The sequence below is a fragment of the Actinomycetospora sp. NBRC 106375 genome (assembly GCF_030269665.1).
In the GTDB taxonomy this organism is placed as follows: Bacteria; Actinomycetota; Actinomycetes; order Mycobacteriales; family Pseudonocardiaceae; genus Actinomycetospora.
In genome coordinates this window covers 110637-134958 of sequence record NZ_BSTS01000011.1, presented here as the reverse complement: position 1 = coordinate 134958, position 24322 = coordinate 110637, and the positions used below count along the sequence as shown (strand labels likewise).

The following is a 24322-nucleotide window of genomic DNA, read 5'->3' as shown; positions in this document are numbered from 1 at the left end:
CGATCATGGCGGGCCGGGGGTGACCGCGCCGTGCGGCCGGACGTCGGCGGCCCCGATCGGGTCGGGGACCTCGGAGGTCACCGTGTCCCAGAGCCGCGTGGTGCCGGTGGCGAGGTCGTACGGCGTCCACCCCGGGTCGCCCGTGGCGGCGAACCGGACCCACGACCGGCGCATGGCGGCACCGAGGGCGACGCCCTCCGCCGGCGGCGGGGCACCGAGCATCCGGACGGCCGGGCGCGCGTCGACGGTGCCGAGCACCAGCGGCACGTCCAGCCCGTGGCACGCCCCGAGGCGCGGGCTGGGCCAGACCAGCTCGGCCGCCCAGACCGGTCCGCCCGCGGCCGCGTGAGCGCGCGCGGTCCATCGCGCCGGCAGGCGGTGCAGTGCGTCGGAGACCATCCGGACGATCGCGCCGTCCCCGTCACCGGCCGCGTACGCGTCGGCGTCGAGCCCGAGCGCCACGGCGACGTCACGGGGGTCCGTGCCGGCGGGCGGGAGCGGGTAGACGCGGCCCTCCTCGCGGGTGCAGGTGACCATCAGCGGGACGTCCGGCCGTGGCCGCCGCGCGAGCCCCTCCCACGGCTGGCCGACCACGATGTCGTTGTCGATGACCGGCCCGAACGCCGTGACGCCGTCGGCCGGCCCGCGCAGGGGCGCGCCCTGGGTCTCGACGATCCGCTCGGGCGGCAGGTCACGGAAGCCCGCGACCGTCGGCGCCACGCCGAGCGCCTCGGCGAGGCGCCCGGTCACGCCGACGGCCTCCGCGGGCGAGCGGAAGCCCGCGTGGACGCTGGCGGCGATCGCGCGGTGCAGGAGGCCCACGGTGCCCGGCGCGGCGAGCAGCACCGCCACCGACGCCGCCCCGGCGGACTGCCCGGCGACCGTGACGCGAGCCGGATCGCCGCCGAACGAGGCGATGTGCTCGTGCACCCACGTCAGCGCCGCGATCTGGTCGCGCAGCCCGCGGTTGTCGGGCGCGCCGGGCAGCGCCAGGAACCCCTCGGCGCCGAGCCGGGAGCCGACCGAGACCACCACCGCGCCCGCGCCGGCGAGGCGGGCACCGTCGTGCAGCGGCATGCTCGGTGCGCCGACCACCCAGGCGCCACCGTGAAACCACACGATGACCGGCAGCCCGGCACCGCCGGGATCGGGCGTCCAGACGCTGACCGTCAGCTCGCCGATCCCGTCCCCGGGCCGCCAGGCCGACGGCGCTCCGGGCGCGGGCGGGCCCTGCGGCGCCGCCGGGCCGAAGCGTGTCGCGTCCCGCACCCCGTCCCAGCCGCGCACCGGCACCGGCACCGCGAACCGCCGCTCCCCCGCCGGCGCGTGCGCGTACGGCAGGCCGAGGAACGCCACCACCCCGCCGCCCTCGACCCCCCGCGCGACGCCGGCGGACGTCCGCAGCTCCATGGTCCGCGACGCTAGCGGTGTCCGATCCGTTCACGACCGGGCCGGCGTCGACCGCCAGGATCGTCGTCATGACGACGCAGACCCGACTGGTGAGCACGGTGATCGCGCGGCAGTGGAAGGACGTGTACGCCTACGCGGCCGACCCCCGGCACCTCGTCGACTGGGCGGCCGGGCTGGCCAGCGCCCGCGTCGAGGCCACCGACCGGCCCGACACCTGGATCATGGACTCGCCCCTCGGCCGCGTCGAGGTGACGTTCACGCCGGAGAACGAGTTCGGCGTGCTCGACCACGTCGTGCGGCTGGCCTCGGGGGTGGAGATGGAGAACCCGCTGCGCGTCGTCCCGAACGGCGACGGCGCCGAGCTCGTGTTCCACGTGCGCCGCCGGGACGGCATGAGCGACGAGGACTTCGCCGCCGACGCCGCGGCCGTCGCCGCGGACCTCGAGAAGCTGCGGACGATCCTCGAGAGCGGCTGATCCGGTTCCGCGCGCGGACCCACGCACGTCACTTCCGAGGTCTAACGTCACGTCACATGACCGAACGCGAGCTGGAATCCGTCGCGTATCCCGGCCCGGGCTCGCGCCCCTTCCGGCGCGACCTCGAGCCGATCGCCCCGCATGTGATCGTCCTGTTCGGCTGCACCGGCGACCTCGCCAAGCGCAAGCTCCTCCCGGGGCTGGCGTACCTCGCCGAGTCGGAGCTCGCCCCGGCGATCCGGATCGTGGGCACGGCCATGGAGGACCTCGACACCGGGGCGTTCCGGGATCTCGCCCACGACGCCGTCCAGAACTACGGGATGCACCGGCTCGCCGAGGACGACTGGGCCGACTTCGCCGAGCGGCTGACGTACGTCCCGCAGGGCGCCGGGCCGGAGGGACTCACGACGGCGGTGAAGGAGGCCCAGTCCAAGCTCGGCGACGACGCGCGGCTCCTGCACTACCTGTCGGTGCCCCCGAAGGCCGCCCAGGCCGTGGTCGAGATGCTGCGCGACGCCGACCTGGTCGGCGGCTCCCGCGTGATCATGGAGAAGCCGTTCGGGCACGACTTCGAGAGCGCCGTGAAGCTCAACGACTTCGTCCACAAGGTCTTCGACGAGTCGCAGGTCTTCCGCATCGACCACTTCCTCGGCAAGGAGGCCGCGCAGAACGTCCTGGCCTTCCGTTTCGCCAACGGCCTCTTCGAGCCGATCTGGAACCGGAACTTCATCGACCACATCCAGATCGACATCCCCGAGGAGCTCGGGCTGGACACGCGCGCCTCGTTCTACGAGGCCACCGGCGCGTACAAGGACATGGTCGTCACCCACCTCATGCAGGTGATGGCGTTCGTCGCCATGGAACCGCCGACCGCCCTCGAGCCGCGCGCCATCAGCGAGGAGAAGAACAAGGTCTTCCGCTCGCTGCTCCCGATCCATCCCGGCGACGTGGTCCGGGGACAGTTCGGCGGGTACCGCGACCACGACGACGTCGCGAACGACTCCGACACCGAGACCTTCATCGCCCTGCGGGTCGGGCTGGACAACTGGCGCTGGGCGGGCGTGCCGTTCTACCTGCGCACCGGCAAGCGCCTCGCCGAGGGCCAGCGGATCATCTCGATCGCGTTCAAGGAGGCCCCGCGGACGATGTTCCCGCAGGGCTCGGGCGTCGGCACCCAGGGCCCGGACCACCTGACCTTCGACCTCGCCGACAACTCCAAGGTGTCGCTCTCGTTCTACGGCAAGCGCCCCGGCCCGGGCATGCGCCTGCAGAAGCTGTCGATGCAGTTCTCCACCCAGGAGACCGGCGAGGCCGCCGACGTCCTCGAGGCCTACGAGCGCCTCATCCTCGACGCGATGCGCGGCGACCACACGCTGTTCACGACCTCCGAGGGCATCGAGTCGCTGTGGGAGCGCTCCATCCCGCTGCTGGCCGACCCCCCGCCGGTCAAGCCCTACCCCGTCGGCTCGTGGGGCCCGAACGCCATCCACCAGCTCATCGCGCCCAACGCCTGGCGCCTGCCGTTCGAACGCGCCTGGCGGGAGAAGAACGCCTGACGGGCCGGGGTTCGGTCCTGTCTCTCGAGCTCACCGCGGCGGGGTCAGTCCCGTCAGGGCCGCGTCGACGGTGCGGTGGACATAGCTCGGCGGGGCGGCGGGATCGGGGCGCCAGGACGGCAGCACGTCGGGCGCCTCGGACGGTGCGGTGCTCGCCGGCCCGTACTCGAACAACCACCACAGCGTCGACCACGCGTCGAGGACGCGGGCGAGGCGCTGACCGCCGTGGAACGGGGTCGGTGCGGTGACGATCTCGGCGCCCGCGGCCCGGGCGCGCGCCACGACCTCGTCGGCGTCGCGCACGTAGACCTGCAGCAGGGCCGGCGTGAACGCCCAGTGCGGCTTGGCGTCGCACAGCATGATCGTGGAGTCGCCGATCCGGACCTCGGCGTGGATCAGCAGGCCGTCGGCGTCGACGGTGTGGGCCGCGCGGGTCTCGCGGCCGCCGAGGACGTCGGCGACGAACCCCAGGAAGCCCTCCGCGCCGCCGGGCCCGCGGACGGCGACGAAGGGGTTGACGGTGCCGTAGCCGGGCGGGAGCGCGTCGCCGGTGAGGGTCATGCGCCCAGGATCGCCCTCGACGCGGACAGCTCCTGTCCGCCTCAGTCCGGCAGCATCGGCATCTCGAGGCCCTGGTCGCGGCCGAGGAGCGTGGCGCGGGTGACGGCGGAGAGGCCGTAGCGCTCACGGACGTCGTCGACCGCGGCGTCGAGCGCGAAGGGGTGCGCCCAGGAATCGTCACCGCCGGCGAAGGGCAGCTCGAGCTGGGCGCCGCCGGAGTCGTCGAGGTTGCCGACGGCCACCCCGAGCATGGTCAGACCGCGCTCGAAGACCAGCTGTGCGGCCGCGTCGGCGAGCAGGCGGACCGCGGCGAGGATCGCGTCGGTCTCGGCGGTCGGGACGGCGAGGGTGTGCGAGCGGGTGGCGCGGCCGAAGTCGGCGAAGCGCAGGCGCAGGGTGACCGTGCGTCCGGTCCGCCCGGCCCGGCGCATCCGGCGGGTCACGCGGTCGACCAGGCCCATGAGCACGGCGTCGACGCGCTCCGGCGGCATCGGCTGGCGCCCGAGCGCCCGCTGCGCACCGATCGACCGGCGCCGGCGGCCGACCTGGACGCGGCGCGGGTCGCGACCGTGGGCGAGGGCGTCGAGGTGGCGCCCGGCGCCCTTGCCCAGGAGCGACTCGAGGCCCGGGCCACCCATCGCGGCGAGCTCGCCGACCGTCGTGACCCCCTGACCGCGCAGCTTGCGGGAGGTCACGTCACCGACGCCCCAGAGCACCTCGATCGGCAGGGGGTGGAGGAACGCGAGCTCGCCGCCGACGGGCACCACGAGCAGGCCGTCGGGCTTGGCGACGCGACTGGCGACCTTGGCCAGGAACTTCGTGCTCGCCACACCGACCGTGATGGGCAGGCCGACGTCGTCGGCGACCGCGCGCCGCAGCTGCGCGGCGATCTCGGTGGGCGGGCCCGCGATGCGACGCAGGCCCGTGACGTCGAGGAACGCCTCGTCGATGGAGATCGGCTCCACCAGCGGCGTCACCGAGGAGAAGACCGAGAACACGGCGCGGCTCGCGCCGCTGTAGGCCTCCATGCGCGGCGGCACGACGATCGCGTCCGGGCACAGGGCGCGCGCCATCCGCCCGCCCATCGCCGTGCGCACCCCGCGCGCCTTGGCCTCGTAGCTGCAGGCGAGCACCACGCCCCCGCCGACGATCACCGGCCGGCCGCGCAGCGCCGGGTCGTCGCGCTGCTCGACCGAGGCGTAGAAGGCGTCGAGATCCGCGTGCAGGATCGTCGGCTCGCCGGACACGAACACACGTTCGCACGCGACACCGACGGGCGACAGGACCTCACGTCGGGTCTTGCACAAACCTGTAGGTCGAGCTATAACTATCTGCGTCAAGGCCAGCAAGAACGCAGTGCGGCAACGGAAGGAGATGACCGATCGTGCTGCTGAACTACGACCCCTTCGACACGTTCCGCGCCCTGGACCGGCTGACGAGCGGCTCCCGCCAGCAGGCGGTGAGCGGCATGCCGATGGACGTCTACCGGGCCGGCGACCACTTCGTCGCCTCGTTCGACCTCCCCGGCGTCGACCCCGGCTCGATCGACGTGTCGGTCGAGGGCAACGCGCTCACCGTCACCGCCGCGCGGACGGCGCCGAGCAGCGAGGGCGACTACCTGGTGGCCGAGCGACCCCGCGGGCGCTACAGCCGCCAGCTCATGCTCGGGCGCGACCTCGACACCGAGCGGCTGCACGCCTCCTACACCGACGGGGTTCTGACGCTGACGATCCCCGTGGTCGAGAAGGCCAAGCCCCGGCGCATCGAGGTCGAGCACAGCGCCGGCACCCACAGCATCGAGGGCGGTCACCCGCACGACACCGAGGAGGCGCCGACGTCCTGACACCCCACGACAGCACGACCTCAGCGACCACCATCCGAACGTGAGCACCCGCCGGGGACGGCCCCGGCGGGTGCTCACGCGTGCGCGCACACCGGCAGGGAGGAGGACCGGATGGGCACGGAACGCCTCGACGACCACGACTACCCGTCGCTGACGATCGGCCAGGCCGCCGAGCTCATCGGCGTCGCGCCCGCCTTCCTGCGCAGTCTCGACGCCGCGGGCCTGGTGCACCCCCACCGGTCCGAGGGCGGGCAGCGGCGGTACTCGCGGCGCCAGGTGGACTTCGCCGCGCGCGTCCGCGCGCTCTCCGACGACGGCCACACCATCGCGGGGGCCGCCTCGATCCTGGCCCTGCGGGGCGACCTCGCCGACGCCCAGCGCGACCTCGAGACAGCACGGGCCGAGCGCGACGAGGCGCGCGCGGAACGCGACGAGGCTCGCGCGGAGCGCGACGAGGCGCGCGCCGACCGGACGGGACACGACGCACCGGGCTGACGCCGGCTCAGTCGCGCAGCCGCAGGATGATCCGCTCGCCGGGATCGCGGCCGACGAGCTTGGTCACCTTGCCCGCCAGCGCCATGAGGTCCACCAGGCGGAACTGCAGGCCGTACTTGGCCGCGAGCGCCCGGCGGGGGCCCTCCTGCGCGGCGGGCTCGGCGACGATCTCGGCCCGTCCCTGCGCGGTCGGCGCGCCGGTGCCGCGGCGGGTGCACGGACGCGCGAGGACCCGCGGGTCACGGCGCACCCGCTTGACCTTCCCGCTGCCCGCGGCGGTGATGACGACGAGCGCGTCGCCGTCGCGGGCCACCCACACCGGCGTCGCGACCTCCTCGCCGCTGCGCCGGTAGGTCGTCAGGGAGACGAACTCCTCGTCGCCCAGGGCGGACAGGTCCGTGGTCGCGCTCACCGAATCACCCCACCATGATCGCGGTGGACCTGCGCGGCGGGGGGAACATGGTGCTCATGGCCAGGCGCACCACACGGCCGGCGGACCTCGTCCTCGAGGGCGGCGGGGTCAAGGGCATCGGGCTCGCCGGCGCCGTCGCCGCGATGACCGACCGCGGGTGGGTCCCGCACCGCATCTCGGGCACCTCCGCCGGCGCGCTCGTCGGCGCGATGGCCGCCGCGGGCGCGACCGGCGAGCAGCTCGGGGAGATCACGTCCCGGCTGGACTTCCGCGAGGTCGCCGACCGCCGGGGCATCGGCCACCTCCCGCTGGTCGGGCCCGCGCTCGCGTTCCTCGGCGGCCAGGGCGTCTACCAGGGCGAATGGCTGCACACCTGGGTCGACCAGGAGCTCGCAGCGCTCGGCGTGCACACCTTCGGCGACCTGCGCATCGACGACCCCTCGCTGCCGCCCGACCAGCGCTACCGCCTCGTCGTGACGTGCTCGGACCTCACGCTCGGCCAGCTCGTCCGGCTGCCCTGGGACTACCGGGCCGTGTACGGCCTCGACCCGGACACCCAGCCGGTGGCCGACGCGGTCCGCGCCTCGATGGCGATCCCGTTCCTGTTCAAGCCCGCCACGCTGACGAACCCCCGCACCGGGGTCACCTCGACCCTCGTCGACGGCGGGCTCCTGTCGAACTTCCCGATCGACTCGCTCGACCGCACCGACGGGCGCGAGCCCGCGTTCCCGACGTTCGGGGTCACGATCACGACGGCGCCGAAGCCGGGGATCGGCGACCGGGTCGCGCTGTTCCACTCGCGCTGGTTCGACATCCCCCAGCCCGCGCCGCTGCGCCTGCTCGAGCAGCTGATCACGACCATGATCCTCGGCCGGGACCAGGCGGTGCTCAACAAGCCGTGGGTCGCCGCCCGCACGATCCACGTGGACGCCGGCGCGGTCGGGCTGCTCGACTTCGGGATCACCCCGGAGAAGGCCCGCGCCCTCTACGACGCGGGCTACACGTCGGCCACGGCGTTCCTCGACCAGTTCAACTGGCAGTCCTACAAGCGCCGCTTCCGCCGCGAGGCGTCCGTCGAGGGAGCCGTCAGCGGCGCAGGCTGAGCAGCTGCTCGGTGAACCCGCCGAAGCCGCGCTCGGCGTCGACGAGGTGGACCTCGAGGATCCAGTGCGCCGTGCGGCCGGACGGGTCGACGGTGCGCATCGGCTGGTCGTTGCCCTCGGTGATGTAGCTGTGCCGGCGCTCGTCGTCGATGAGCTCGTGCGGGAACTCGCCGACCAGGTGCCCGGAGTGCGGGCCCCCGAACGTCCACCCCCGGGCGCGGGCCAGCTCGCAGACGTGCGCGTAGAGCTCGGCGCCGGTGATGTCCGGGTGGGCCTCGAAGTGGTCGCGACCCGCCGCCCAGACGGCGTCGAGGTCCTCCCGCAAGCGGTGCTTGACCGGGTCGTCGCCGAGCACGTAGGTGCGGCCGACGTCGGCCTCCCAGTCGCTGAAGATCGGCCCGAAGTCGAGGAAGACGATGTCGTCCTCGGTGATCACGCGGTCCGGAGGGTTCTCCGTGTACGGCTGGAGCGTGTTCCCGCCCGCCCGCACGACCCGCTTGTGCCAGTGCTTGTCGGTGCCGAACAGCTCGGCGCCGAGGTCGCGGACCTCGTCGGAGACCTGCTTCTCGCCCTTGCCGGGCGCCACCAGCCCGCGCCGCAGGACCTCGTCGAAGAGCCGGACGGCCTTCTCCTCCGCCGCGATCAGCTCGTGCGCGCGCCGGTCCTCGTCGATGCCTGCTGACGTCGTGCCCATGGCCGCCATCCTGCGCGCCGGCGGGCAGACTGGCCAGGATGAGCAGCACCGGCCCCCGGGCCCGCGCGGAGTGCGCCGCGCGGGAGCGGCTGGTCGTCTCGCTGCTGCGCGAGACGGACCCGCCCGTGACCCGGGACGGCGATCTGCTCCGGATCACCCTGCCCGCCGGCGTGCTCGGCGTGCGGGCGCGCGTGATCTCACCGACCGGGCACCACCGCTTCGGCCCGGACATGACGCTGGACGACCGCGCCGCCGACCACGACGCGGTCGTCGCCGCGGTGCTCGACGCCGTGGCGGCGCCGCCGGGGCACGCGGCGCTGGTCGCGGACAGCGTCCGCCGCACCGCGCGCTACCTCGCCGCACCCCCACGCCGCGAGCCCGACCCGACGCGCGCCGCCGAACAGGCCCTGCGCCTCGGGCACCCGTTCCACCCGACGCCGAAGAGCGCGGAGGGGCTGGGCGACGACGACCTCGCGACCTGGGCGCCCGAGCTGGGCGCGTCGTTCGTGCTGCACCACCTCGCCCTGGACCCGCGCGTGGTCGTCTCCGGCGGCGCCCCGGCGCCCCCGACCCCTGCCGTGGCCGCGCACCTGCCCGACGGCTGGACCGCCCTGCCCGTGCACCCGTTCCAGGCCCGCGTGCTGGCCGGCGACCCGACGCTCGCGCTGCTCGAAGCCGAGGGCAGCGCACGGTGGCTCGGCCCGCTCGGCGACCCGGTCTGGCCGACCTCGTCGGTGCGCACGGTGGTCGACACGGTCACGGGCGCGGCGTGGAAGCTGCCGCTGCGGGCACGGCTGACGCACTTCGTCCGGACGACGCCGGTCGAGCAGGCCCGTCGCGCCGTCGACGCCGGGATCGTGGTCGACGGGCTCGGCGCGCTGCCGGCGGGCTTCGGGGTCATCGCCGACCGCGGGTTCGCGACCCTCGACCCGGCCGTCGGCGGCGAGCGGCTGGCCGCCGACCTGACCGTCATGACCCGCGCGCCGTTCCCACCCGGCGGCCCCCGGGTGCTCGCGGCCCTGCTCGAGGACGGGCCGGGCGGCGAGGAGCCGCCGCTGATGGCCGACGTGCGCGCGGCCGGCAACGTCCACGCGTGGCTGCGGCGCTGGCTCGCGGTCTCGCTGCTGCCCCTGCTGCGGCTCTTCGGCGCGGCCGGCATCGGGTTCGAGGCCCACCCCCAGAACACGCTCGTGGTCACCGACGCGTCCGGGTGGCCGACGGCGTGCTGGGTGCGCGACCTCGAGGGCGCCCACGTGCGCCGCGACCGGATGCCGCCGGGCCTGGCCGACGACTCGCCGCTGGTCTACCCGCCCGCGGAGGCGTGGCAGCGGCTGCGCTACCACGCGGTCGTCAACCACCTCGCGCTGCTCGTCGCGGTGCTGGGCCGGTGCACGGTGGGCGAGGACGCGCTCTGGGACACGGTCGCGGCGACGCTCGCCGCGGTCGACGACCCCGACGCCGCGCCGTGGGCCGCCGACCTGCTGACGAGCCCGACGCTGCCCGCGAAGGCACACCTGCGCAGCTGGGCCGTGGGCCGGGGCGAGGACCCGATCTACCTCGACCTGCCCAACCCGATCGCCGCCGCCCGCCGGGCGGTGCGGGGCGGGAGCTGAGAGAGCAAGATCGGGGTCATGACGGGCTTCGAGCTCGGGACCGACGGCCCCGGCACCATCCTCACCGCGGTGGACGGGTCGATCACCTCGCTGCGCGCGGGCGCCTACGCCGCGGGCCTGGCGCGCCGCCAGCACGCCCACCTGCTCGTGGTGACGGTGGCGACGACGTCGTCGCTCGCGGCGATGGCGCCCGGGGCGCTCGCCGTGCTCAGCGACACCGCCGAGCAGCTCGCGGCCGAGGTGCAGGGCGAGGCCAAGCGCTACCTCGACCGGCTCGCGCTCACCGGCGAGCTGATCCGGGTGCAGGGCGACCCGTACACCGAGATCGTCCGTCTCGCCGACGAGCGCAGGGTCGACGGTGTCGTCGTCGGGGCCTCGGCGAAGGCCGGCCACCGGATCGTCGGATCGCTCGCGACACGCCTCGTGCGCGCCGGCAAGTGGCCGGTCACGGTCGTCCCCTAGCGCATTCACCCGTCCGTACCAGTGACGCGGACCACGTTTGACCTACAGTGAGGGATTCCCGTTCCTGCTCCTCGAGGTCGCCCGTGAGCACGCATCTCACGCCCGCCAGCCCCGTCCACCTCGCGCCGTCGTACGCGACGCCGGCCTGGTTGATGCGGGGGCTGACGAACGAGCCCGGTGTCCTGAGCCTCTACGCCGGCCGGTTGCGACTGGTCACCGGCGCGGGCGTGGTCTTCGACGCCCCGCTGAGCGCGGTGGAGCGGCTCGCGTTCCCCTGGTACCAGGGCGCCGCCGGGCTGCGCGTGACGATCAGCGGGCACCGCTACCGCATCGCGCTCGGACGCCCGCACGGCGCCGGCCTGCCGCCGGCACGCCTGCTCGACGCCAGCGGCCCGGACCGCGCGGGCGCCGAGAACCCGGGCGCGGTCACCGTGCACTCGGTCCTCGAGGGCCGGCGCGCCGGCCGGGTCTGGCGCACGCTCCTCGGCGCCTGAATCCTGTTGCAGCGAACGGGTATCTCGCTGCTTCTATGCGCCGGAAGTCCCCGTTGATCAGCTCATGTTCGGCTGCCCGTTCGAGGCGCCGAGACCGCCGTCGACCGGGATGTGCGCGCCGTTGACGAAGCGGGCGTCGTGGCTCGCGAGGAACGCGACGACGTCCGCGACCTCGGCGGGCTCGGCGGGCCGTCCCATCGGGATGCGCGCCCGGAACGCGGCCATGGTGTCGCCGTCCGAGCGGATGCCCGCGGACATGTCGGTGACCGTCAGGCTCGGGTGCACGGCGTTCACACGCACGCCCTGCCCGCCGTGGTCGAGCGCCATGGCGTTGGTCAGGTTCGTGACGGCGCCCTTCGCGGCGTTGTAGGCGGCCATGGACCAGTCGCCGCCGAGCCCGGACACCGAGCCGACGTTGACGATGCTGCCGCCGGCCTCGCGCAGGTGGGGCAGCGCGGCGCGCGACGCGTAGAAGACGCCGTCGACGTCCGTGGCCATCACCCGGCGCCAGGTGTCGGCGTCGAGGTCGTCCACGGTGCCGGGCTCGGCGACGGCGGCGTTGTTGACCAGCGTGTCCAGCCGCCCGTGCTCGGCGACGACGTCGGCGACCAGCCGGCCGACCGCCTGCTCGTCCGAGGTGTCCGCCACGCGCGCGACGACCGTCGAGCCGGCCGGGGCGTCGGCGACGACCTTGTCGAGCTTCTCCTGCGTCCGCCCGGCGATCACGACCGTGGCGCCCTCGGCGCCGAAACGGTGCGCCGTCGCGGCGCCGATGCCCGACCCCCCACCGGTGACGATGACGACCTTGCCGGTGCTGCGGCCCTCGGCCACGGGGACCTCCTCGCGTGGTTGAAGCGTTGACCGACGAACGGCTACCCGCGCCACGACCCGTCACCCGTGGTGTCGACAGGCTCACGTCGAGTGGCGCATCACGCTGACCTAGGTCACGCTGACCTATGTGTGGGTGGACGTCCTGTTGCTGAGCCAGCTCGCGGCCCGGCCGTCGCACGGCTACGAGCTGCGCCGTCGGGTCGAGGCCGCCACCGGGATCAAGCTGCACAACAACTCGCTCTATCCCGCCCTGCGCCGTTTCGGCGAGGCCGGGGCGGTGACGCGCACGCTGGAGCCGCAGGAGGGCCGGCCCCCGCGGCACGTCTACACGCTGACCGACGTGGGCCGGGAGCTGCTGCACGACCAGCTCGCCGACCTGCCCGAGGATCTCGCGGGCGACGAGGCCGAGTTCCTGGCCCGCCTCGCCGGGTTCGGACGGCTCACCCCGGCCGAGCGCCGCGGCGTCCTCGACGCCCGGCGCCGCGTGCTGGCCGACCGCCGCGCCCGCCTCGCGGGACTCTCCGAGGCCGCCGGCTCCGCCGGGCCCGACGCGCCCGGTGACCCCTGGGCCGCGCTCGTGCTCGACGAGGTCCTGCGCCGCATCCGCGAGGAGCAGTCCTGGCTCGACCGTCTCGCGCTGCGGGCCGACGAGCCCACCACCGTCGCCGACACCACCGAGGAGAAGCCGTGACGACCATCGCCACCTCGACCGCCCACGACGACGCGCCGGACCTGCCGCAGCTGCCGTTCCCCCGCGAGGGCGTCCTGACGATCTCCCCGCTCTACGCGCGGCTGCGCGAGGCCGGACCGGTCACGCGCGTGCGCACGCCCGCCGGCGACGTGGCGTGGCTGGCGACGCGCTACGAGGAGGCCAAGGCGCTGTTCGCCGACCGGCGCCTCGGCCGCTCGCACCCGCAGCCCGACCAGGCCGCTCGCGTCTCCGACGCCGGGGTGATGGCCGGGCCGAGCGGGGACCACGAGCACGAGGACGCCGACCACTCCGCGATGCGCAAGCTGCTGACGCCGGCGTTCTCGGCGAAGCGGATGCGCCGGCTGCACGACCGCGTCGCCGAGCTCGCCGAGGGACTCGCGGACGACCTGCAGAAGGCCGAGGACGGCGCCGTCGACCTGCACGCCGGGTTCTCCGTCCCGCTGCCGATCTTCGTCATCTGCGAGCTGCTCGGGGTGCCGGTGGAGGACCGCGCCTACTTCAAGGGGCTCTCCGAGCGCATGGCCACCCTGACCGGGGACGACCCGCGGGTCGCCCGCGCCGAGTTCGAGCGCTACACCGCCGGGCTCGCCGAGGCCAAGCGCGCCGAGCCGGGCGAGGACGTCATCTCCGACCTCGTCGCTGCCCAGGAGCACGACCCGCGCCTCACCGACACCCGTGTCGCCGAGCTCTCCGCGGGCCTGCTCTTCGCCGGGCACGAGACGACGGTCAACCGGCTCTCGCTCGGCGTCGTGCTGCTGCTCGTGAACCCCGAGGTGCGCGACCGGCTCGTCGCCGACCCCGCCGGCACCGTCGACGCCGTGGTGGAGGAGGTGCTGCGGCTCGCGGAGCCCGGCGGCATGGGGCTGCTGCGGTACGCCCACGAGGACGTGACCGTCGGCGAGGGCGACGAGGCGGTGACCATCCCGCGCGGCGACGCGGTCATGATCGTCACCAGCGCCGCCAACCGTGACGCCGAGGCGTTCGGGTCCGCGGACGCCTTCGACCCGGACCGCTCCCCCAACCCGCACCTGTCCTTCGGGCACGGGCCGCACTTCTGCATCGGGGCGAGCCTCGCCCGTACCGAGCTGCGCGTCGGCCTGACGACGCTGTTCACCCGCCTGCCCGGGCTGCGCCTGGCCGTCGACCCCGAGGCGCTCACCCTGCACACCGAGCGCCTCACCGGCGGCCTGGACCGCCTGCCGGTGCAGGTGCGCTGACCGCCCCCGTCTAGAGCTCCTCGCGGCGCGTCACCAGGGTCTCGGCGACCTCGCGGAGCTTGACGTTGAGGTCCTGTGACGTGCGACGGAGCACGTCGAAGGCCTCGTCGGAGGTGAGCCCGCGGCGTTCCATCAGCACGCCCTTGGCCTGCCCGATGACGTCTCGGCTCTGCAGCGCCTCGCGCAGCTGGGACTCGCGCAGCTCGGCCGCCGTGCGGCCCTGGACGGCGGCGATGGCGGTGGCGGCGTGCGCGGCGAGCACGAGCGCGTGGTCGCGGTCGGCGGCGTCGAGGCCGTCGGCGGTCCACGAGTAGAAGTTCAGTGCGCCGAAGCGCGGCGGTGCGCCCCCCGGGAACATGCCGGTCGAGAGCACGGCGCCGAGCTGCAGGTCCTCGGCGGCCCGCACCCCGAACGCCGGCCACGGGGCGTCCGGGCCGAGCATGTGATCCATCGAGGCGCCCACACCGGTGTTGTGCATCGCCGTGTGGCTGGGGCCCTCGCCCACCTCGTCCTGCAGGGCGTCGGCCTGCTGGGCGGCGGGGTGGCTCGACGCCACCGTGTCGAGCCTGCCGTCGGGACCGCGCAGCACCACCGAGACGATGTCGGCCCCGGGGACCACCCGGTGCGCCGCGTCCATCACCCGCTCCACGACGGCGACGACGCCACCCTCGAGCGGGGAGTTGAACAGCGCGTCGGCCAGGTCGACGAACGCGTCGGCGAGACCGCTGTCGATCTCGTCGGGCTCCGACGTGCGGTCGAGGGTCATCGTGGGACACCTTCACGGGCGAGCGGGGGAACGGACCGGCCGGGAAAGTATCCGTGACGCCGCAAGGCCCGCGTGGACCAGGTGGGCGTCACGCGACCGACGTCACCGGGCGATCAGCTGACCGAGGCGCTTGGTGAGCTTGACGTTCTCCCGGTAGTCGACGGGCACGACGATCACCGAGGGCTTGTCGCGGCGGTCGAACGCCTCCTTCAGCGCGGGCCGGAACTCGTCGGCCGACTCGATGCGCCGGGCGTGGCAGCCGAGGCCCTGGGACACGGCGACGAGGTCGGGCGTCGTGAACTCGGTGCCGAAGTGGTGTCCGAACTCCACCTCCTGCTTCCAGGAGATCAGCCCGTAGTCGTTGTCCTCCCAGACGACGTTGACCGGCGCGACGCCGAGGCGCGTGGCCGTGGCGAGCTCGGCCATGTTCATCATGAAGCCGCCGTCGCCGGAGAGCGCCACCACGCGGCGCTCGGGCTCCACCAGGGCCGCCGACACCCCGCCCGGCACCGCGATCCCCATCGAGCAGAAGCCGTTGGAGATGATGCAGGAGTTCGGCGAGTACGTCGGGTAGTGCCGCGCGACCCACATCTTGTGGGCGCCGACGTCCGAGATCAGGATGTCCTCGTCGTCCATCTCGGCGCGCAGCTCGGCCAGGATGCGCTGGGGCTTCATCGGGAAGTCGCCGGTCTCGGCCTCGGCGCCCGCCCCGGCCTCGGTGATCTCCTCGGTGAGCGACTCGCGCACCCGGTGGTGCAGGTGGATGTCGGGGTAGCGGTGCTCCTCGGTGAGCCCCTCGTTGATCGCCCAGAGCGTCGCGGCGACGTCGCCGACGATCTCCACCGTCGGGCGGTAGGCGTCGTCGACCTCGGCGGGGTCGAAGTCGATGTGCAGGAGCCGCTTGGTGCGCCCGATGTTCCAGCGCGCCGGCGGCCACTCGACCATGTCGTACCCGACGGCGATGACGAGGTCCGCGGCCTCGAAGACCTCGGTGACGTAGTCGCGCGAGCCCAGGCCCACGGCGTAGAGGCTGCGCTCGTGGCGGTCGGAGAGCGCCCCCTTGCCCATGAACGTCATGCCCGCGTAGATGCCGGTCGACTCGACGAACCGCTGCAGCTGGCGGCTGACGCGGGTGCGGACGCAGCCCTGGCCGACGAGCAGGACCGGGCGCTCGGCACGCGCGATGAGGTCGAGCGCGGCGCCGATCGACTTGTCGTCGGGCACCGGGCGGCGCACCTTCTCGGGCGGCACGATCGGCGCGGCGTCGACCTCGTGCTTGGCGATGTCCTCGGGCAGCTCGACGTGCGTCGCGCCCGGCTTCTCCGCCCCCGCCAGCTTGAACGCCTTGCGCAGGACCTCGGGAATCGTGATCTCGTCACGCAGCGAGGTCGTCCACTTGGTGATCGGCGAGAACATGTTGACCACGTTCATCGCCTGGTGCGACTCCTTGTGCAGCCGCGTCGTCGCGCCCTGCCCGGTGATCGCCACAACTGGGGAGTTGTCCATGTTCGCGTTGGCCACGCCGGTGACGAGATTCGACGCCCCCGGGCCGAGCGTCGACAGGCACACCCCGGGATGGCCGGTGAGCCGCCCGTAGACATCGGCCATGAACGCGGCGCCGGCCTCGTGGTGGGTGGGCACGAACCGCACCGAGGACTCGCGCATCGACATGAGGAGGTCGGCGTTCTCCTCGCCCGGGACCCCGAAGACGTACTCGACGCCCTCGGCCTCGAGACAACGCAGGAACAGGTCGCTGGCCCTCATGTTTTCGGTCCCACTCCCGGAGGTCGGCGCACGTCGGACCACCGTCTGATGCCCAGGTGGCGGGTCCGGCACACACCCTCGGTCAGGGGGCCTGCCCGGCGCCCTGCTCGGTGACCGAGAACTCACGGATCGCGAGACCCGGCCCGCCCTGCCAGGGCTCGAAGCCCGCCTGGATGGTGGTGAGGAACCAGTCCGGCCGCGCGGCGCCCTGCCGCACGGCGTCCTGCACGAACTCGGTGATCGGCAGGTCCCGCGCCGCGTCGACGTAGCCCTGGCGCACGTACGAGATGACGTCGACGCCGCCGTTGTCGCCGCGCCAGACGTCCCAGGTCGCGCCCCCGATCGTGGCCGTGCCCTCCTGCTGCCCGATCGGGGCGATGCCGCCGTTCTCCCTCAGCCAGATCATCAGCTCCGTGCCGGTGTTCTGGCCGTCGCGGCGCGGTGTCGGGTCGGCCCAGATGTCGTAGGCGAGGTTGTAGCGCCCGGTCGGCGTCGTCGTCGCCGCGATGCTCGACGTGATGGCGCCGAGCCCGTCGATCCGCGCGGGGAGCGTGGTGCCCTCGGTGCAGGTCCGCATCCAGCAGCCGGCCATCACCGACGGGTACGCGGCCGGGCCGTCGGGCCTGTCGTGGTCGCCGGACGAGATGCCGAACCCCGCGCCGCTGGGCTGGATGCACTGCCCGTCGTCGGCGCCCCACTCGTTGTTCTGCACGAGCAGCCGCCCGCCCGCGACCGAGGTCGAACCGAACTTCTCGCAGATCGGCCCGCCGACGGCCTGGACCGGGCCGGTGGTGTCGGCGGCGCCGCCGCCGGTGCTGTCTGCGGTGCTGTCTCCGGTGCTGTCTCGGGTGCTGTCTCCGGTGCTGCTCGTCGTGCTCGCGGGGCGGGCGGTGGCGCTCGACGTCCGCGCGGTCGGGGTCGTGGTGTCCCCGCCGGACCCGCCGCCCGCGGACGCCGGCGTCGCCGCGCCCGTCCTGCCCGTACTGCCCGTGTCGCCGGTCGGCGTCCGGGTGCGGCTGCTCGTGCCCGTGCCGGCGCCGGTGTTGGACGCGTCGGTGCCGCCGCCCCCCGCGGTGCTGCCGGAACCCTCGCCCGGGCCGGCGGCGCTCGCCCCGTCGCCCTCCTCGGTGGCCGTCCCGCTCGCCCCGGCGAGGCCGGACACGGACGCCAGCGTCTCGCCGATCTTGAGGTCGTTGAGGAAGAGGCTCGCGGGGCGGGCGTCGCCGCCCGGGTCGCGGTAGACGCCGGTCTTCAGGTAGTCGAAGTCGTCGATCATCGTGCCGCGGGGCGGCCGGAAGTCGGACAGCACCTGCTGGCCCTCGCGGTACACCGACACGGACCCGCCGCCGACCTCGAAGCGGATGTCGAGCTGCACGGCGAGGTTCCGGCCGGCCTGCACCGGTCCGAGGTCGCGCACGCGGTCGCCGACGTTGGCCAGCCACAGGTGCCCCTCGACGATCTCCAGCGCCACGGGCGGCGACGTGTTCGTCCCGCCGTCGTGGAGCTGCCAGACGACCTGCCAGGAGTTCGTGTCGACGGGGAAGTCGGGGGGCAGGAACGCGCTGTAGCCGAAGAACCGGCGCTGACCGGCGCGGATGTCCTGGGCCTCCTCGGGGCGGACCTCCGAGCGCTTGGCGCCCTGGGGCACCTCGAGCTTGACCACCTGGCGGCCGGGCACGTTCGGGCTCTCGACCTCCTCGGGGTTCTGGCCGCCGTCCTCGACGTTGCCTCCGTTGGAGTCCTGGAAGCCCGCGAGACCGGACGTGAGCGACCACAACGCGTCGGTGGCCTGACCCGCGCTCCCCGAACCGCCGGAACCGCCGGAGCCGCCGCCGTCCGCCGAGCCACCCGACCCATCGTCCTGCCTCGAGCCCCCGCCCTGACCGGGGTCGTCAGCCCGGCCGGAGGCGTCGGCGCCGCCCGAAGGCGTCGTGCGGGGCGCCGTCGTCGAGCCGGTGGTGCTGCGGGTGGTGCTCCCGGTGGTGCTGCCGGTGGATCCGCCGGTGCCGGAACCGCCCGTGCCCGAGCCGCCGCTGTCCGATCCGCCGCTGTCCGATCCGCCGCTGTCCGATCCGCCGCTGGCCGATCCGCCCCTGCCGCCGCGGCCGGTGGCCGGCGCCTCGCCGGGCGGTGTGGTCGGGCGCGGCGACGACTCGGTGCCCGTGCTCCCCGTGCTCCCCGTGCTCCCCGTGCTCCCCGTGCTCCCCGTGGACCCCGTGCTACCCGTGGACCCTCCGGCGTCGGGCGCCGTCGTGGGGGTCGCCGCCCCGCCGGAGCCCGTAGCCGTCGTCGCCGTCGTGCCACCCGATCCGTCACCGGCGCCACCCGAACCCGTGTCGTAACCGCCCCCGGCCCCGCCCGTGTCGGCGCCGCCGGAGCCCGGCGACGTCGTCGCCGTGGCGCCTCCCGTGCCCGCGCCGCCCGTACCCGTACCCGTGGTGCCCGTGCCCGTGGTGCCCGGGTCGTCGGGGTAGGCCCCGCCGCCGCCCGACGCGGCCCCGCCACCCGGTGGCGTCGGGCCGGGAGTCCTCGTGCCCGCCGCCCCGCCCTCCGGTGCCGTCGTACCCGACGCCGTCGTGCCCGGCGCGACGGTGCCGGCGCCGGGCAGGGCACCCGCGCCGGGGGTCGTCGTCGCCCCGGGAGCTCCGGTCGGACCGGCGCCGGGTGGCGTGCTCGTTGCCGCGGCGCCCGGCTGGGCGGCGCCGGCGGCCGGGAGCGAGGTGATGAGCCGGCCCAGCGAGTCCGACGCCCAGCGGGTCGCCGGGGTGCTCGGGGCCAGCTCGAGCTGCGGATAGTCGATGTGGGCGGGCGCCGCGACGGCCTGCTCGAGCGGCGGCGCGGCCGACCCGGCCGGCGTGGCGCACACGGGGTCCTGCGGCGCGCAGATCTCGATCGTGCGCGCCCGCAGCGTGCCGAAGCCACCCGGCCGCGCCGGGAGCACGCCCTGCCCCGTCACGCCGTCGGGGACGGTGCCCGCGGTCGCGTCGCGGGCGGGGTCACCGAAGAGACCGACCGCGACGACGCGGTCGGCGGGCACCCGGGTCTCCTGGCCGTTGCCGACCCGGCCGGCGAGGTCACCGGCGACGTGCGAGCCCTGGGAGTAGCCGAACAGCATGATCCGGCTGTCCGGGCACGCCGCGACCTGCGCGGCGACCTGGTCGCCGAGCGCCGTGACGGCCTGCTGCTCGCTCGCGGCGTAGGACGCGCCGGGCTCGGGACCCGGGACCGCCACCACGGCGAGCCGCGGGCCGACACGCTGCACCAGCGGGTCGGTGATCGCCGCGAGGGTGTCGCCGCCCGCCGCGCCACCGCCGTTGACCGCGAAGAGGGTGACGTCGCGGCACTCCGCCGGCGCCGTCGGGGCGGCGAGGGTGACCACGCCCGTGCTCACCGCCCCGGCCGCACCGACCACGAGGGACGTCAGCAGCGCGGCGCCCGCGGCGAGCGCGCCCCAGGGCCGGCCCGGGCCGGAGGACCGCCGGCGATCCGTCGCCGCCCACGCGTCGCCGCCGGACGATGACCGCCGCATTCCTCGCCCTCCGCCGGCGCGCCCGGCCGGGGGCCAGGGCGGGGCGGGGACCGCGCCTGTTCCGATCAGCCCCGATCGGGCACGGCGCGGCTCGCCCTCGCCCGATCAGCGTCGGCGACAGCGGCGAGCCGTGGGTGCCGTTTCGCGGAATCCGGACAAGAGTTCGCGATCGCAAAGCGGATCGCTGCTCCGGTGGGACCTAGCCGAGGGCGTCGTGCAGGAACTCGACCTGGAGCAGGAGGAGGTTCTCGGCCACGACCTCCTGCGGCGTCATGTGCGTGACGCCGGAGAGCGGCAGGACGGTGTGGGGGTAGCCGGCCGCGAGCAGCGACGACGAGAGCTGCAGCGTGTGCGCCGCGACGACGTTGTCGTCCGCGAGCCCGTGGATGAGCATCAACGGGCGCACGGGCGCGGCGGACCCCGGGTCGGCGAGCAGCGAGGTCCGCGCGTAGGCGTCCGGCTCCTCGTCGGGGTGGCCGAGGTAGCGCTCGGTGTAGTGGGTGTCGTAGAGGCGCCAGTCGGTCACCGGGGCGCCGGCGACCGCCGCGTGGAAGACGTCGGGTCTGCGCAGCACCGCCAGGGCGGCGAGGTACCCGCCGAACGACCAGCCGCGGATGCCGACGCGGTCGAGGTCCAGGTCCCCGACCTGCTCGGCGGCGACGTGCAGCGCCGTGACCTGGTCGTCGAGCACCGGGCCGGCCACGTCGCCCCGCACGGCCCGCTCGTAGGCCGGACCACGTCCGGGTGTCCCGCGCCCGTCGGCGACCACGACGGCGAAACCCTGGTCGGCGAACCACTGGCTGGTCAGGAAGGCGCCCCGGGCCGCCAGGACCCGCTGCGAGTGCGGCCCGCCGTACGGGTCGAGCAGCACCGGCAGTGTCCGCGAGCCCGGGACGTGACCCCGGGGCAGCAGCACGGCCACCGACGGCCCGCCCGGCCCGGTCGCGACGCGGCGGACCTCGGGCTCGAGGTCCGGGGACTGCGCGGACGACGCCACCGCGACCGTGCCGCCGTCGGCGCGGAGGATCTCGGTGCGCGTGCCGTCCGTGTCGAGGTCGCCGCCCGCGAGCACGGTGGTCCCGCCCGCCCGGCGCCCCGACCAGACCCCGTACTGCGGCCCGATCCGCCGCGCACCGTCCTCGCGGGACCACGTCCACAGCGTGACGTCCTCGGGCCGCTCCGAGGCGGTGAAGAGGACGGTCGCGCCGTCGACGTCCGCGACGCCGCGCACCTGCAGACCCGGCGGGGTGACGGGCTCGCCGTCGACCAGGAGCCGGCGGGCGTCGTCCCGGTCGGCGCAGCGCACGAGCGCGCCGTCGGGCAGGTGCGCGGGCACCCCGGGGACCAGGTCGACCCAGGCGTCGTCGACCTCGCCGGCGACGGGGTCGACGGCCCCGGTGTCGGGGTCGACGCTCAGCAGGTCGATGCGCCGCTGGTCGCGGGTGGACACGGTGGCGAGCAGGTCGTGGGTGTCCCAGGTGACGTCGGCGAGGTACTCGGTGCCCGCCGGCAGCTCGACCGGCGTGCGGGTGCCGTCGAGGTCGACCAGGTGCAGCGTCACCGCGGCGTTGGGCGTCCCCGCGGCCGGGTAGGGCATCTCGGTCGGGCGGCGCTCGGGGTGCGCGGGGTCGGCGATCCACCAGCGCGTCACGGGCAGGTCGTCGACGCGGGCGACGGCCAGCTGCGACCCGTCGGGCGACCACCAGAACCCGCGGTAGCGGTTCATCTCCTCGGCGGCGACGAACTCCGCGAGCCCCCACGTGACGCCCGGGGCGTCCCCCTCCTCCGGCGCGACGAGGACGTGGGTGGTGCCGGTGGAGCGCTCGTGGACGTGCAGCGCGCCGCCGCGGACGAAGGCGACGCGGGCGCCGGTCGGATCGGGGCGCGGGTCGACCACCGGCCCGTCGACGGGGAGCGGCTCGGGGCGTGCCCCGGGCGCGAGCTCGACGGTGAACGCCCGGCCCGAGAGCACGAAGACGGCGAGGCGCGCGGCGGCGTCGAGGGCGTACTCCACGACCCCGCCCGACTGCTCCCGCACCCGCTCGCGGCGGGCCCGCTCCTCGGGCGGGAGATCCTCCTCGCCGGGGACGTCGAGCTCGCGGGGGTCGACGAGCAGGTGCTCCGCACCGCTCGCGACGTCGAGCAGCCACAGGCAGGTCACCGGGTCGTCGCCGGCCCGACTGCGCAGCAGCACCACCCGCCCGCCGTCCGGCGAGACCGTGGGCCGGCGGGGCGCCCCGAGCGTGAACCGGCGCGTCGCGGCCTGGCGGCGCGGGAAGCTGGCGGTGGGGTCGACGGGCACGGCCCGCAGTCTGCCCTCCGGAGCGTGCCGAGGCCCGAACCCGGTGGCCGGCGCCCGATAGGCTCGCGGCGTGGCGGAGACGGAACGGCGCAAGATCGCCCTGACCGGGATCAAGCCCAGCGGGGAGCCGCATCTGGGCAACTACGTCGGCGCGATCCGGCCGGCCCTCGAGCTCGCGCGCACCGCGGACTTCGACTCCCGGTACTTCATCGCCGACCACCACGCCCTGACGGGGACACCCGCCGCCGGCGACATCGCCGCGTGGACCCGCTCGGTCGCCGCGACCTGGATCGCCGCGGGTCTCGACCCCGAGCGCACGGTGTTCTACAAGCAGTCCGACGTCCCGGAGACGTTCGAGCTGACGTGGATCCTCTCCTGTGTCACCGGCAAGGGGCTGATGAACCGGGCGCACGCCTACAAGGCGGCCCGCGACCGCAACGTCGAGGCCGGGGACGACCCGGACGCCGGGATCAACATGGGCCTCTACGAGTACCCCGTGCTCATGGCGGCCGACATCCTGATCATGGAGTCGGACCTGGTGCCGGTGGGACGCGACCAGCTCCAGCACGTCGAGATCGCCGCCGACGTCGCGGGCAGCTTCAACCACCGCTACGGCGAGGGCTTCCGCCTGCGCGTCCCCGAGGCGGTCGTGCCCCCCGAGACGACGGGCCACACGCTGCCCGGGCTCGACGGCCGCAAGATGAGCAAGTCGTACGACAACTACATCCCGCTCTTCCTGCCCGCGCCGCAGCTGGGGAAGCTGGTCCGGCGCATCCCGACCGACTCCACCCCGGTCGAGGCGCCCAAGGACCCGGACTCGTCGGCGGTGTTCCAGATCCTCGCGCAGTTCGCCGAGCCCGACGTCCTCGCCGACACCCGCAAGCGCCTCGGGGCCGGCGGCGTGGGCTGGGGCGACCTGAAGAACCAGCTCGCCGAGGTGCTCGAGCAGACGCTGGGCCCCCTGCGGGAGCGCTATGCCGAGCTCGTGGCCCCGGGCAGCGAGCTCGACGCGATCCTCGCCCGCGGCGGAGAGATCGCCCGCGAGCAGGCGTCCCGCACGCTGCGCGGGGTGCGCCGCGCGGTCGGGGTCGAGGCGTAGCGGAGCCCGTCAGCCGATCGCCGTCGTGCGGTCGGCACTCTCCGTGTGCGGCCGCGGGGCGGGCAGCCCGGCGACGAGCCCGTCCCAGCCGCCGCGGCGGCCCATCTCGTCGGGGGTGGCCGGAACCTCGGGCAGGTCGCCGAGCCAGAGACGCAGCGGGCCGGTGTCGAGCGGTCGCAGCGCGCCCTCGGGGTCGGTCGCCTCGGCGCGGCGGCGCAGCCACGTGCCCAGCGCCAGCGCGGTGCCGACGGAGACGACGCACCAGCCGACCACCAGGACGGCGACCCACATGAGGACCGGCACGAGCACCTCCGAACGTCGACGGGGAAGCGAGGTGACCCAGCGTGCTCGACGGGCCACCGCGTGCGTTCTCGCTGAGGATGACATCCCGAGCCGACCGACGGGTAGGGACTCACTCGATCGGATGCCGACGGTTCGACCGTCGGACGTCCGTCACGGACCGTTCACGGGCGGCACCGTCCGTTCATCGACCGAAGGAGACCTTTCGTCGCGCTGTCGACCGCTGCGCTCAACCAGCTGACCGGTCGTCGTCCAGCGCCTGCGCGACACTCCGAGCGACGGCCGCCGACTCGTCCGAGGAGCCGTACGGGTGGCGGGGCCCGAGGAAGAATCGCAGTCCGTCCTTGGGGCGCCGCGGGATCACGTGCAGGTGCAGGTGGGGCACGGACTGGCTGACGACGTTGTTGACGAGGACCAGCGACCCCGTGGCGTCCATCGCGGACTCGACCGCGCGCTCGAGGCGCTGCGCCAGCGCCGTGTAGCCCGGCAGCTGGTCCGCCGGCAGGTCGGCGAAGGTCTGGACGTGCGTGCGCGGGACCAGGAGCACGTGCCCGTGGAACACCGGGGTCTTGTCGAGGAACGCCACCGTGGACTCGTCGCTGTGCACGACGTCCGCCGGCGCCTCGCCGGCGATGATCGCGCAGAACGCGCAGGGCTTGCTCGGCCGCGGACTCATGGGCGGA

23 protein-coding genes are annotated in these 24322 nt (G+C 74.8%); 11 read left to right on the top strand and 12 right to left on the bottom strand.

Annotation, left to right across the window (positions count from 1 at the left end; translation table 11 throughout):
- Positions 1-3 precede the first annotated feature (3 nt).
- Positions 4-1410: a carboxylesterase/lipase family protein gene (locus QSK03_RS19430; RefSeq protein ID WP_285655365.1), complete on the bottom strand. Its 1407-nt coding sequence runs from the start codon at positions 1408-1410 to the stop codon at positions 4-6.
- Between the two features lie 68 nt (positions 1411-1478).
- Between QSK03_RS19430 and QSK03_RS19425 the strand changes: the two genes are divergently transcribed.
- Both QSK03_RS19425 and zwf read left to right on the top strand, forming a co-directional pair.
- A complete protein-coding gene (locus tag QSK03_RS19425) occupies positions 1479-1886 on the top strand; it encodes an SRPBCC family protein (RefSeq protein WP_285655361.1) in 408 nt (135 codons plus the stop codon).
- Positions 1887-1942: 56 nt separating this feature from the next.
- Positions 1943-3442, top strand: a complete 1500-nt coding sequence (gene zwf, locus QSK03_RS19420) for a glucose-6-phosphate dehydrogenase (RefSeq protein WP_285655359.1) — start codon at positions 1943-1945, stop codon at positions 3440-3442.
- Between the two features lie 30 nt (positions 3443-3472).
- Here zwf and QSK03_RS19415 read toward each other — a convergent pair whose 3' ends face one another.
- Positions 3473-4003 (bottom strand): VOC family protein, encoded by a 531-nt coding sequence (locus QSK03_RS19415; protein ID WP_285655357.1) that lies wholly within the window; start codon positions 4001-4003, stop codon positions 3473-3475.
- A gap of 41 nt (positions 4004-4044) precedes the next feature.
- Positions 4045-5256 (bottom strand): DNA polymerase IV, encoded by a 1212-nt coding sequence (gene dinB / locus QSK03_RS19410; protein ID WP_285655354.1) that lies wholly within the window; start codon positions 5254-5256, stop codon positions 4045-4047.
- Positions 5257-5387: 131 nt separating this feature from the next.
- Here dinB and QSK03_RS19405 point away from each other — a divergent pair, with 131 nt between their 5' ends.
- On the top strand, positions 5388-5846 hold the full coding sequence (locus QSK03_RS19405; RefSeq protein WP_285655351.1) for an Hsp20/alpha crystallin family protein: 459 nt from the start codon (positions 5388-5390) through the stop codon (positions 5844-5846).
- Positions 5847-5957: 111 nt separating this feature from the next.
- Complete coding sequence (locus QSK03_RS19400) at positions 5958-6341, top strand: MerR family transcriptional regulator (RefSeq protein ID WP_285655348.1); 384 nt, start codon at positions 5958-5960, stop codon at positions 6339-6341.
- A gap of 7 nt (positions 6342-6348) precedes the next feature.
- Here QSK03_RS19400 and QSK03_RS19395 read toward each other — a convergent pair whose 3' ends face one another.
- Positions 6349-6753: a PPOX class F420-dependent oxidoreductase gene (locus QSK03_RS19395; protein ID WP_285655345.1), complete on the bottom strand. Its 405-nt coding sequence runs from the start codon at positions 6751-6753 to the stop codon at positions 6349-6351.
- 14 nt (positions 6754-6767) lie between these two features.
- Between QSK03_RS19395 and QSK03_RS19390 the strand changes: the two genes are divergently transcribed.
- Entirely contained in the window at positions 6768-7856 is a 1089-nt protein-coding gene (locus tag QSK03_RS19390) for a patatin-like phospholipase family protein (protein ID WP_285655342.1), read from the top strand.
- On the opposite strand, the gene QSK03_RS19385 is transcribed toward QSK03_RS19390, so the two are convergent.
- Positions 7840-8550, bottom strand: a complete 711-nt coding sequence (locus tag QSK03_RS19385) for a M24 family metallopeptidase (RefSeq protein ID WP_285655340.1) — start codon at positions 8548-8550, stop codon at positions 7840-7842. The two genes, QSK03_RS19390 and QSK03_RS19385, sit on opposite strands and share 17 nt — an antisense overlap.
- Before the next feature lie 38 nt (positions 8551-8588).
- Between QSK03_RS19385 and QSK03_RS19380 the strand changes: the two genes are divergently transcribed.
- The 3 genes from QSK03_RS19380 to QSK03_RS19370 all read left to right on the top strand — a co-directional run bounded on the left by QSK03_RS19380 (position 8589) and on the right by QSK03_RS19370 (position 11119).
- Positions 8589-10163: an IucA/IucC family protein gene (locus tag QSK03_RS19380; protein ID WP_285655337.1), complete on the top strand. Its 1575-nt coding sequence runs from the start codon at positions 8589-8591 to the stop codon at positions 10161-10163.
- Between the two features lie 18 nt (positions 10164-10181).
- Entirely contained in the window at positions 10182-10625 is a 444-nt protein-coding gene (locus QSK03_RS19375; protein WP_285655334.1) for a universal stress protein, read from the top strand.
- Positions 10626-10708: 83 nt separating this feature from the next.
- A complete protein-coding gene (locus QSK03_RS19370; RefSeq protein ID WP_285655331.1) occupies positions 10709-11119 on the top strand; it encodes a hypothetical protein in 411 nt (136 codons plus the stop codon).
- 57 nt (positions 11120-11176) lie between these two features.
- On the opposite strand, the gene budC is transcribed toward QSK03_RS19370, so the two are convergent.
- Positions 11177-11950 (bottom strand): meso-2,3-butanediol dehydrogenase, encoded by a 774-nt coding sequence (gene budC / locus QSK03_RS19365; RefSeq protein ID WP_285655328.1) that lies wholly within the window; start codon positions 11948-11950, stop codon positions 11177-11179.
- Positions 11951-12077: 127 nt separating this feature from the next.
- Between budC and QSK03_RS19360 the strand changes: the two genes are divergently transcribed.
- Positions 12078-12641, top strand: a complete 564-nt coding sequence (locus QSK03_RS19360; RefSeq protein WP_285655325.1) for a PadR family transcriptional regulator — start codon at positions 12078-12080, stop codon at positions 12639-12641.
- The gene (locus QSK03_RS19355) at positions 12638-13879 is read left to right on the top strand and encodes a cytochrome P450 (RefSeq protein WP_285655322.1); all 1242 of its coding nucleotides are present in this window, start codon (positions 12638-12640) and stop codon (positions 13877-13879) included. Before QSK03_RS19360 ends, QSK03_RS19355 begins: the two co-directional genes overlap by 4 nt.
- 10 nt (positions 13880-13889) lie before the next feature.
- Here QSK03_RS19355 and QSK03_RS19350 read toward each other — a convergent pair whose 3' ends face one another.
- From QSK03_RS19350 to QSK03_RS19335, 4 genes are all read right to left on the bottom strand, one after another.
- A complete protein-coding gene (locus tag QSK03_RS19350; protein ID WP_285655319.1) occupies positions 13890-14645 on the bottom strand; it encodes an ANTAR domain-containing protein in 756 nt (251 codons plus the stop codon).
- 102 nt (positions 14646-14747) lie between these two features.
- Positions 14748-16409, bottom strand: coding sequence for an acetolactate synthase large subunit (locus QSK03_RS19345; protein WP_285655316.1), 1662 nt, complete (start codon positions 16407-16409; stop codon positions 14748-14750).
- Between the two features lie 82 nt (positions 16410-16491).
- Positions 16492-19938, bottom strand: a complete 3447-nt coding sequence (locus tag QSK03_RS19340) for a GH12 family glycosyl hydrolase domain-containing protein (RefSeq protein ID WP_285655314.1) — start codon at positions 19936-19938, stop codon at positions 16492-16494.
- A gap of 199 nt (positions 19939-20137) precedes the next feature.
- Complete coding sequence (locus QSK03_RS19335) at positions 20138-22240, bottom strand: S9 family peptidase (RefSeq protein WP_285655312.1); 2103 nt, start codon at positions 22238-22240, stop codon at positions 20138-20140.
- A 70-nt stretch (positions 22241-22310) separates the two neighbouring features.
- Here QSK03_RS19335 and QSK03_RS19330 point away from each other — a divergent pair, with 70 nt between their 5' ends.
- Complete coding sequence (locus QSK03_RS19330) at positions 22311-23339, top strand: tryptophan--tRNA ligase (protein WP_285655310.1); 1029 nt, start codon at positions 22311-22313, stop codon at positions 23337-23339.
- 9 nt (positions 23340-23348) lie between these two features.
- Here the strand turns inward: QSK03_RS19330 and QSK03_RS19325 are convergent, their stop codons facing one another.
- Both QSK03_RS19325 and QSK03_RS19320 read right to left on the bottom strand, forming a co-directional pair.
- Positions 23349-23648 carry a hypothetical protein gene (locus tag QSK03_RS19325; protein ID WP_285655308.1) on the bottom strand — a complete coding sequence of 100 codons (300 nt, stop codon included), beginning with the start codon at positions 23646-23648 and terminating at the stop codon, positions 23349-23351.
- Positions 23649-23868: 220 nt separating this feature from the next.
- Positions 23869-24315 carry an HIT family protein gene (locus QSK03_RS19320; RefSeq protein ID WP_285655305.1) on the bottom strand — a complete coding sequence of 149 codons (447 nt, stop codon included), beginning with the start codon at positions 24313-24315 and terminating at the stop codon, positions 23869-23871.
- Positions 24316-24322 lie beyond the last annotated feature (7 nt).

What these genes read in the sequence shown, in the direction of transcription:
- QSK03_RS19430 (WP_285655365.1), bottom strand. Translation starts at nt 1,410, where the DNA reads ATGGAGCTGCGGACGTCCGCCGGCGTCGCGCGGGGGGTCGAGGGCGGC.
- QSK03_RS19425 (WP_285655361.1), top strand. Translation starts at nt 1,479, where the DNA reads ATGACGACGCAGACCCGACTGGTGAGCACGGTGATCGCGCGGCAGTGG.
- zwf (WP_285655359.1), top strand. Translation starts at nt 1,943, where the DNA reads ATGACCGAACGCGAGCTGGAATCCGTCGCGTATCCCGGCCCGGGCTCG.
- QSK03_RS19415 (WP_285655357.1), bottom strand. Translation starts at nt 4,003, where the DNA reads ATGACCCTCACCGGCGACGCGCTCCCGCCCGGCTACGGCACCGTCAAC.
- QSK03_RS19400 (WP_285655348.1), top strand. Translation starts at nt 5,958, where the DNA reads ATGGGCACGGAACGCCTCGACGACCACGACTACCCGTCGCTGACGATC.
- QSK03_RS19390 (WP_285655342.1), top strand. Translation starts at nt 6,768, where the DNA reads ATGATCGCGGTGGACCTGCGCGGCGGGGGGAACATGGTGCTCATGGCC.
- QSK03_RS19385 (WP_285655340.1), bottom strand. Translation starts at nt 8,550, where the DNA reads ATGGGCACGACGTCAGCAGGCATCGACGAGGACCGGCGCGCGCACGAG.
- QSK03_RS19380 (WP_285655337.1), top strand. Translation starts at nt 8,589, where the DNA reads ATGAGCAGCACCGGCCCCCGGGCCCGCGCGGAGTGCGCCGCGCGGGAG.
- QSK03_RS19375 (WP_285655334.1), top strand. Translation starts at nt 10,182, where the DNA reads ATGACGGGCTTCGAGCTCGGGACCGACGGCCCCGGCACCATCCTCACC.
- QSK03_RS19350 (WP_285655319.1), bottom strand. Translation starts at nt 14,645, where the DNA reads ATGACCCTCGACCGCACGTCGGAGCCCGACGAGATCGACAGCGGTCTC.
- QSK03_RS19345 (WP_285655316.1), bottom strand. Translation starts at nt 16,409, where the DNA reads ATGAGGGCCAGCGACCTGTTCCTGCGTTGTCTCGAGGCCGAGGGCGTC.
- QSK03_RS19340 (WP_285655314.1), bottom strand. Translation starts at nt 19,938, where the DNA reads ATGCGGCGGTCATCGTCCGGCGGCGACGCGTGGGCGGCGACGGATCGC.
- QSK03_RS19320 (WP_285655305.1), bottom strand. Translation starts at nt 24,315, where the DNA reads ATGAGTCCGCGGCCGAGCAAGCCCTGCGCGTTCTGCGCGATCATCGCC.